Origin of the sequence: Luteimonas lutimaris, from assembly GCF_039537065.1 — a bacterium.
GTDB lineage: Bacteria > Pseudomonadota > Gammaproteobacteria > Xanthomonadales > Xanthomonadaceae > Luteimonas > Luteimonas lutimaris.
Window position 1 is genome coordinate 55,691 of sequence record NZ_BAAAZU010000002.1, and the last position, 8,200, is coordinate 63,890.

Sequence of the window (8,200 nt, forward strand, 5' to 3'; positions counted from 1 at the left end):
ACCGGGGACCGACCGGAAAGAGGCTGCAGGCGGTGTCAGGCCTGTCATCCCGAGCGCAGCGAGGGATGACGGGCCGTTTTGGTGCAGAGGTCGTTTGTCGGGAACCGGGACCTAGTCCCCCCAGTTGGGAAAAGAACCATAAAAAAGCCCCGCAGGCAGGGGGGGCCGGCGGGGCTCGAGGGAACGGGACCTGGGGAGTGGTCTTCGTTCCCGGGGATCACTCCAGGGGAGGGAGAGATCAGTGACGGACGTTGCATCCGTCACGGGCTATATGACCACCCGGCGCATGGATAGTTCGTGAAGCCCGGGGTTAAGTTTCTGTTGGATTCAGCCGGCGTTTACCCCGTTCAGAAAACCCGGGAAACCCGCGCGTTTCCAGCCTCAATGGGCCTCGTCCCAGTTGGCCCCGACCCCGCTGTCGACCACCAGTGGAACACGCAGTTCCGCTGCCGCGCACATCAGCCGCGACGCCTCGGCCAGCAGGGTGTCGATGAAGCCTTCATCGGCCTCGAACACCAGCTCGTCGTGCACCTGCAGGATCATCTTCGCCCGGTCCGCGTGCGGTGCCAGACAGGCGTCGACGGCCACCATCGCGCGCTTGATGATGTCGGCCGCGGTGCCCTGCATCGGCGCGTTGATCGCGGCGCGCTCGGCGCCGGCGCGCTGGCCCTGGGTGCCCTTGCCGATGTACTCCAGGTACAGGCGGCGGCCGAACACGGTTTCGACGTAGCCGCGCTCGCGCGCCTCGTTGCGGGTGCGCTCCATGAAGTCGCGCACGCCCGGGTAGCGCGAGAAGTACAGCGCGATGTAGTCCTGCGCCTCGCCGCGCGAAATGCCGAGGTTGCGCGCCAGGCCGAACGCGCTCATGCCGTACATCAGGCCGAAGTTGATCGCCTTGGCCGCGCGGCGCTCGTTGGTCGTCACCTCGTCCAGCTTGCGGCCGAACACTTCCGCCGCGGTGGCACGGTGGATGTCGGCGCCGGAGGCGAACGCCGACAGCAGGCCGGCGTCCTCCGACAGGTGCGCCATGATCCGCAGCTCGATCTGCGAGTAGTCGCAGGCCAGCAGCTTGCGCCCCGGCGGCGCCACGAACGCCTTGCGGATGCGGCGGCCGTCGTCGCTGCGGATCGGGATGTTCTGCAGGTTGGGGTCGCTGGACGCCAGCCGCCCGGTCGCCGCGCCCGCCTGGTGGTAGCTGGTGTGCACGCGGCCGGTGTCGGGGTTGATCATCTCCGGCAGCTTGTCGGTGTAGGTGCTGCGCAGCTTCGCCAGCGCGCGGTAGTCGAGGATCACCCGCGGTAGTTCGTGCTGGTCGGCGATCGCTTCCAGCGCCTCCTCGTTCGTCGACGGCTGGCCCTTGGGCGTCTTCAGTACCGCCGGCAGCTTCAGTTCGTCGAACAGCAGCGCCTGCAGCTGCTTGGGCGAGTCGAGGTTGAACGTGCGCCCGGCCAGCTCGGTGGCGCGCTGCTGCGCGGCCAGCATGCGCCGGGACAGGTCGGCGCTCTGCCGGCGCAGCTCCTCGGCGTCGACCATCACGCCGTTGGCCTCCACCCGCGCCAGCACCGGGACCAGCGGCATCTCGATGTCGCGGTAGACCGATTCCAGGCCGGGCTCGGCCGCCAGCTTGGGCGCCTGCAGCCGGTGCAGGCGCATTGTCACGTCGGCGTCCTCGGCCGCGTAGCGGGTGGCATCGTCGAGCGCGACCTGCGAGAACAGGATCTTCTTGCTGCCCTTGCCCGCCACGTCCTCGTATTTCATCGTCGCGTAGCCGAGCAGGCGCGCGGCCTGCGAGTCCATGTCGTGACGGCTGCGGCCCGAATCGAGCACGAAGCTTTCCAGCATCGTGTCGTCGGCGTAGCCGGCCACCTCCACGCCGTGGCGGCGCAGCACGTGCAGGTCGTACTTGCCGTGCTGGCCGAGCTTCTTCCTGGCCGGATCGGCGAACAGCGGTGCCAGCGCGGCCAGCACCGCGGCGCGGTCGAGCTGCGCCGGCACGCCGGGATAGTCGTGCGCCAGCGGGATGTAGCAGGCGGTGCCCGCTTCGACGCAGAAACTCATGCCGACCAGGTTGGCGCGCATCGCGTCGAGCGAGTCGGTCTCGGTGTCGAAGGCGAACTCGTCGGCGGCGCGCAGGCGCGCGACCCAGGCGTCGAGCTGCGCCTGTTCGAGCACCATTTCGTACTCGCCCGGCGCGGACAGCGCGGGATCCAGCGTCGTCTCCGGCTGCGGCGCGGTGACGAACGCGGCGCCGCGCGCGGGCTTGCCGGCGCGTGCGGTCGGCGCCGGCGCGGCCGCGCCGCCGTCGAGCTCGCGCAGGGCCTGGTTCATGGCGTAGCGGGTGAACAGCGCGCGCAGGGTGTCCGCGTCACGCTCGCGCAGCGCCAGCGTTTCCGGGCCGCCGTCGAGCGCGACGTCGGTCCGGATCGTCACCAGCTCGCGGTTGAGCGGCAGGCGGTCGAGCGCCTCGCGCAGGTTGTCGCCGATCTTGCCCTTGATCCCGGGCGCGGCGGCGATCACGCCGTCGAGCGTGCCGTGCTCGCCCAGCCACTTGGCCGCCGTCTTGGGCCCGCACTTGGCCACGCCGGCGACGTTGTCGACGGTGTCGCCCATCAGCGCCAGCAGGTCGACGATCTGGTCGGCGCGCACGCCGAACTTCGCCGCCACCGCCTCGTCCGAATCCATGCGGCTGCCGCTCATGGTGTTGACCAGCACCACGCTGCCGGCGCCGTCGTCCGCGCGCACCAGCTGGGCGAAGTCCTTGTCGCCGGTGGAAATGGTGACGTCCATGCCCGCATCCGCGGCCTGCACGGCCAGCGTGCCGATCACATCGTCCGCTTCCACGCCGGGCACCCGCAGGATCGGGATACCCAGCGCCTGCACGATTTCCATCATCGGCTCGACCTGCGCGCGCAGGTCGTCGGGCATCGGCGCGCGCGTGGCCTTGTACTCCGGGTACATCTCGTCGCGGAAGGTCTTGCCCGGCGCGTCGACCACGAAGGCGATGTGCTCGGGCTGTTCCTTCAGGTGCGCGCGCAGCATGTTGACCACGCCGAACAGCGCGCCGGTGGGCTCGCCGGCGGCGTTGCTCAGCGGCGGCAGCGCGTGGAAGGCGCGGTAGAGGTAGGAGGAGCCGTCGATCAGGACCAGTCGTGTCATGCCTCGATTCTACGCGTGCGTTACGCGCCGCCGGCGCTGGCACAATGGCCCGCCGCCGCCATGCCGCGGCCCGTCCCCCGGAGGCCCCGATGCTGCGCTGGTTCGAGTCCCGGCTCGCCCCCTTCCCCGCCGATCCGCCCACGCAGCCGCCCGCCAGCCTGTACGCGTTCTGCCGCCACTTCACCCGCGGCGCGGAGCGGTGGCTGCTGCTGATGGCGGCCAGCACCGGCCTGATCGCACTGGCGGAAGTGGCGCTGTACGCCTACGTCGGCAACCTGGTCGACCGCATGACCGCGCTGGGCGTGGGCGGTTTTCTGGCGCAGGAAGGCCCGCGGCTGGCGTGGATGGCCGCGCTGGTGCTGGTCGGGCTGCCGGCGCTGGTGCTGTTCAACTCGCTGGTGCAGCACCAGACCCTGCTCGGCAACTTCCCGATGCGGATCCGCTGGAACGTGCACCGCTACCTGCTGCGGCAGTCGATGGGCTACTTCCAGGACGAGTTCGCCGGGCGCATCGCGACCAAGCTGATGCAGACCTCGCTCGCCGTGCGCGAGACGGTGGTCAAGCTGCTGGACATCGGCAACTACGTGCTGGTGTATTTCGGCGGCACGCTGGTGGTCGCGGCCAGCGCGGACTGGCGGCTGATGCTGCCGTTCGCCGGCTGGCTGCTGGGCTACGCGCTGCTGATGCGCTGGTTCGTGCCGCGCATGGGCCGGGTGTCGCAGGAGCAGGCCGACGCGCGCTCGACCATGACCGGCCGCATCGTCGACAGCTACACCAACATCGCCACGGTCAAGCTGTTCTCGCACTCGCGGCGCGAGCAGGCCTATGCACGCGAGGCGATGGACGGCTTCCTCGGCACCGCCTACCGGCAGATGCGCCTGGCCACGCGCACCTACAGCCTGCTGTACGCGCTGAACATGGCGCTGCTGGCGTCGGTGGCGGCGTTGGGCATCTGGCTGTGGCAGCAGGGCCACGCCAGTACCGGCGCGGTCGCGGTGGCCGCGGCGCTGGCGCTGCGCATGCTGGGCCTGTCGCACTGGATCATGTGGGAGCTGTCGGCGCTGTTCGAGAACATCGGCACCGTGCACGACGGCATCAATTCGATCTCGCTGCCGCCCACGGTCGACGACGCACCGGGCGCGCCGGCGCTGCCGGCGGTGCGCGGCGACGTCCGCTTCGACAACGTCGCCTTCCACTACGGCAAGGGCAGCGGCGTGATCGAACACCTCGACCTGCACATCGCGCCGGGCGAGAAGATCGGCGTGGTCGGGCGCTCCGGCGCCGGCAAGTCGACGCTGGTGAACCTGCTGCTGCGCTTCCACGACGTCGAGGCCGGGCGCATCACCGTGGACGGCATCGACGTGGCCAGCGTGCAGCAGGACTCGCTGCGCGCGCAGGCCGGGGTGGTTACCCAGGACACCTCGCTGCTGCACCGCTCGGTGCGCGAGAACATCCTGTACGGGCGCCCCGACGCGGGCGAGGAAGAAATGCGGGAAGCGGCGCGGCAGGCGAACGCCGACGGTTTCATCGACGAACTGGTCGACTCCCACGGCCGGCGCGGCTACGACGCGCAGGTCGGCGAGCGCGGGGTGAAACTGTCCGGCGGCCAGCGCCAGCGCATCGCGATCGCCCGCGTGCTGCTCAAGAACGCGCCGATCCTGGTGCTCGACGAGGCGACCTCGGCGCTGGATTCGGAGGTCGAGGCGGTGATCCAGGAAAACCTGTACCGGCTGATGCGCGGCAAGACCGTGATCGCCATCGCCCACCGGCTCTCGACCATCGCCGCGATGGACCGGCTGGTGGTGATGGACGCCGGCCGCATCGTCGAACAGGGCACGCACGAGCAGTTGTTGGCGCGCGCAGGCCTGTACGCGCAGCTGTGGCAGCGCCAGTCCGGCGGCTTCCTGGAGCTGGAGGCCGAGGCAGGCGAAGCCTGAACACGCCCCACTCCGACGCATCGCGCATACTGGCCGCAACTCCCCCGAGGAAGCCGCCATGCGCCTTGCCGCCCTCCTGATCGCGACCGGCCTGCTGGCCGCCTGCGCCAGCCAGCCGTTCGACCCGGCCGCCGACATCCCGCCCGACGCGGTGCCCACCACCCGCACCGAGGCCAACGGCGACGTCATCACCGAGTACCGCGTCGCCGGCCAGCTGCGCGTGGTCAGGGTCGAGCCCTCGCGCGGCCCGGCGTACTACCTCTACGACCGTGACGGCGACGGCCTGCCGGACAAGGAAGGCGACAACCCGCCGCAGACGTATTTCAAGCTGTTCGAGTGGAATTGATCGCCTGAACACCGCGCCGCGCGCGCCGCGGCCTGCCTGTACGCGTCCGTCACGACCGCGCACGGCACATTCGGCGGCGCAATGACCAGGCACATGCGCCTGCCGCCGCGCCTCCGCCACCAGGGAAGGTCCCCACACGCATGACAGATCCCCGCGATTCCACGAATGCCGCCACCGCCGTCGCCGACGCGCGCCGGCCGCAGCGCGTGGACGCGGTGGACTTCGGGGCTGCGCGCTGCCGCAACTGCGGCGCCGCGCTGCACGCGCCGTATTGCGGCCAGTGCGGGCAGGAGCGCGCGCAGCGCATCGGCCTGCGCGACCTGCGCAAGGAGGCGTGGATCCGCTGGCGCTGGTTCGACACGCTGTCCGCGCGGACCGCCCTGCGCCTGCTCACCGGCCCGGGCCGGGTGGCGCGCGAATACGTGCTGGGCGCGCGCAGCCGCCACTTCCACCCGCTCAAGCTGCTGCTGGTGGCCGTGGGCCTGCTGCTGCTCGCGCTGGCGCGCACGAACTACCTGCAGTCGCAGCACGAAGAAGACGTGACCCGCGCGATGGCCCTGGCCGCCGCCTACGGCAAGTGGAGCTTCTCGCTCGGGATCGCCGCGATCCTTGCCGCCTCGCTGGCGGTGTTTCCGCGGCGGCTGGGCTACAACCCGGTCGAACACCTGGTGCTGGCCGCCTACTGCCACGCGGTGGTCCTGCTGCTGGTGGTGCTCAACATGCTGCCGTTGCTGTTCGACCCGCAGCCGGGCTTCGTCGCCGCGCACAAGCTGGCGTCGAGCTACTACATGTTCGTGGTCAAGGCCGCGGTCGTGGGCGTGGCGTTCGCCCAGTTCTTCATGCTCGACCTGCGCCGCGACTGGTGGCGGCTGGCGCTGGCGGTCGCGCTGTTCGTGTTCGTCAACTGGGCGCTCGGCCGCGCCTATGCCCATACGCTGTCCTGGTACATCACCAACCACGCCTGACTTCGTCCCCAAGGAAAGGAGAATCCCCATGCGCCATTCCTCGCCAATGCCCGCCGCACTGCCCGCAGCGGTGCTGCTCGCCCTGTCGCTGGCCGCCTGCACGCAGGCCGATGCGCCGAAGACGCCCGCCGAAGTGGCCAAGGCCGAGCACCAGAAACGCGTCGCCGACGAAATCGCGATGACCCTGCAGGCCTGCTCCTACGAGGGCGAGCAGTTGCGCGTGGACCCGGCGCGGCTCGACGGCAAGGCGCCGGCGAACTGCGACCAGATGGTCGACCGGATCATGGACTACACCGGCCTGCCGAAGAACTTCGTCGTCACCGCCGGCCCGGTGCCGAACGCGCTGGCGGTGATCATGCTGGACAAGCAGCGCGTGCCGCAGCGGGTGATCGCGTTCAACCCGGAATTCATTTCGAACGTCACGTCCGCCACCGGCGGCGACCCCTGGGCGCCGATCAGCATCATGGCGCACGAGATCGGCCACCACCTGTCCGGCCACACCATCACCGCCGGCGGCAGCCGCCCGGAAATCGAGCTGGAGGCCGACAAGTTCAGCGGCTACGTGCTGTACAAGATGGGCGCGCCGCTGGCCGATTCGACCAAGGCGATTCTGGCGATGGGCTCGCCGACCGAGCAGCCCACGCATCCGGCGCGCGACCGCCGCGCGGCCGCGATCACCCAGGGCTGGCAGGAGGCCTGCCGCCAGGCCGGAACCACCGACTGCAGCAGCGGCAGCGGCACCGCGGACGCCTCCGGCTCCGCGCCGCCGCCGCCGCGCATGGTGAAGGTGTCGCTGCCGGCGCCGGCAGCCAATGCGATCCCGTTCAAGTACGGCCGCTTCGTGGTCGACGAGACCGGCAAGCTCGACGCCGACAAGCTCGGCGAGCTCGACAAGAAGCTGTACGACCTGGCGAACACACAGGGCCTCGAACTCGCCCTGCTGGTGGTCAACGACCTGCACGGCATGACAGCGGAGGAATACGCCTGGGCGATGATGCGGCAGCTGCGCATCGGCAAGCTCGACCTCGGCAACGGCGGCGTGTTCGTGCTGGCGCCGAACCAGCACACGGCCGGCGTCGCCATGGCGCCCGGCGTGGCCAAGCAGCTCGAATTCCACCAGACGGCCAAGCAGCTGCAGGACTGGCTGGATTTCGCCTGGACGCCCGAGCGCTGCATGGGCGCGGACGGCTGCGGCAGCGCGACCGAGCTGCTGATGACGACCATGGACCGGGCGATGAAGTGGGCCGGCGAGGTCAAGTGGGAAATCCGCTTCCAGAACATCGAGGACGTGATCGCGTACAGCAACGAGCGCCGCGCCGAACGCAAGCAGGGCCGCAAGTGGGACGACAAGCTCGACCAGACGCTGGGTTCGCTGGTGCGCTTCTCCGGCACCGTCACCGAACTCGACCCCGAGCCCGAGTTCAACCGGGTCAACGAGGCCACGATCAAGGACGGACGCTGGCGTGCGGTGCTGGTCAAGACCGACCAGGACCGCGAGGTCACGCTGTACATGCAGCCGCAGACACCGGGCGTGATGCCCAGTGGCCCGCTGCAGGTCGGCAAGCAGTACACCTTCACCGGCGAGCTCAAGTCGAACGGGCAGTTCACCACCGACCAGGGCGTGCTGCAGGGCAACCCGGGACTGTGGCTGTTCAGCTACGACGCGCTGCAGTAGCGAGGCACGGTCCGGCGGCGCACGCACTGCGTCGCCGGACCACCGCGAATCCTGTAGGAGATTCTATGTATCCCCGCAACCCGCCAGCCGGGGTTGGTACTGGGTCTGGTGCCTGATCAGC

5 protein-coding genes are annotated in these 8,200 nt (G+C 70.0%); 4 read left to right on the forward strand and 1 reads right to left on the reverse strand.

Features of this window, described 5'->3' with window-relative positions:
• Positions 1–381 precede the first annotated feature (381 nt).
• The gene (polA, locus tag ABD679_RS02030) at positions 382–3,156 is read right to left on the reverse strand and encodes a DNA polymerase I (protein ID WP_344758275.1); all 2,775 of its coding nucleotides are present in this window, start codon (positions 3,154–3,156) and stop codon (positions 382–384) included.
• A gap of 89 nt (positions 3,157–3,245) precedes the next feature.
• Here polA and ABD679_RS02035 point away from each other — a divergent pair, with 89 nt between their 5' ends.
• The 4 genes from ABD679_RS02035 to ABD679_RS02050 all read left to right on the forward strand — a co-directional run bounded on the left by ABD679_RS02035 (position 3,246) and on the right by ABD679_RS02050 (position 8,079).
• Entirely contained in the window at positions 3,246–5,093 is a 1,848-nt protein-coding gene (locus tag ABD679_RS02035) for an ABC transporter ATP-binding protein (protein WP_344758276.1), read from the forward strand.
• Between the two features lie 58 nt (positions 5,094–5,151).
• Positions 5,152–5,439 carry a DUF2782 domain-containing protein gene (locus ABD679_RS02040; RefSeq protein ID WP_344758277.1) on the forward strand — a complete coding sequence of 96 codons (288 nt, stop codon included), beginning with the start codon at positions 5,152–5,154 and terminating at the stop codon, positions 5,437–5,439.
• A 140-nt stretch (positions 5,440–5,579) separates the two neighbouring features.
• Complete coding sequence (locus ABD679_RS02045) at positions 5,580–6,404, forward strand: DUF3667 domain-containing protein (protein WP_344758278.1); 825 nt, start codon at positions 5,580–5,582, stop codon at positions 6,402–6,404.
• A 28-nt stretch (positions 6,405–6,432) separates the two neighbouring features.
• Positions 6,433–8,079 (forward strand): TPM domain-containing protein, encoded by a 1,647-nt coding sequence (locus ABD679_RS02050; RefSeq protein ID WP_344758279.1) that lies wholly within the window; start codon positions 6,433–6,435, stop codon positions 8,077–8,079.
• Positions 8,080–8,200 lie beyond the last annotated feature (121 nt).